This is a genomic window from Compostibacillus humi (assembly GCF_014637175.1).
Taxonomy (GTDB): domain Bacteria; phylum Bacillota; class Bacilli; order Bacillales; family Amphibacillaceae; genus Oceanobacillus; species Oceanobacillus humi.
Window position 1 is genome coordinate 1 of sequence record NZ_BMEV01000153.1, and the last position, 911, is coordinate 911.

1 pseudogene is annotated in these 911 nt (G+C 33.0%); it reads left to right on the forward strand.

The features are described from left to right. Positions 1–250 precede the first annotated feature (250 nt). Positions 251–594 (forward strand): annotated as a pseudogene (locus IEV18_RS17055) (class I SAM-dependent methyltransferase); the annotation flags it as partial. Between the last annotated feature and the right edge of the window lie 317 nt (positions 595–911).

Consider the following 911-nt stretch of genomic DNA (forward strand, 5'->3'; position numbering starts at 1 on the left):
TCTTTGTGTAATAATCTTGTTTCAGATTTTCTGCTTGTTCATAAACTTTTTTAAAATGAATAGGTGCAATCCATTTACTAAATGATGATAATCGTGTATTCTTGTCCATAATGAGTTCCTTTATATTGGATTTGGACAGGAAGCCACCCGTCCTATTCAGTATAAAGGATTTTTTTATGGACAAACTACTAAATAATTGAACATTCTTAGTATTTTTTGTTTTTAGATTTAATTTATGCAATGCTAGTGATCTTATTATTTAACGAAAGATGAACTATCAAGCTTGATTGAGAAATTATTCGCTGAAGTCCCATCTGGGAGCTCGATTGTTTTCGACTATGCCGATGAAAAACTTTTTGAGGAGAATGGATTTTCTAATAGAGTAGAAAACATGGTGAAAATGGCTGCGTAGGTGGAGAGCCAATGAAATCGTGTTTTCCATACTCTGAAATCAAGGGAATATTAGAAAAATCTGGTTTGCTCATCTATGAACATTTATCCCCTTCAAAAATTCAAAATCTATACTTTGAAAACCGAAAAGATTACCTATCGGCCTTTGAGACAATTCACTATGTTCATGCGGTGAAAAAATAAAAAGAAATTATAAGTATGAGGGAATACCTTTATGAATAAGATTCTGAAAATTAAACAAAGGTCTTCTTGATCTATTCAAACTAAATATACGGTTAACAAATTTACCATGATAGAAGTTCAATGAATAATGTGGCTTTGGATAGGAGAGAGAAAATGTTTACCATATCAGACTTTCAAAATTTAATCGAACAACAGTTATTCCACGTTTGTGTCAAGCTTTTCTCGGTAACCTTCTCACACTAGTATTTCCGGCACTCTATTTTTGTACGCTTACTTAGGCTACCGCGCGATTACCATCGCTTGGTGGCCTGTTATTT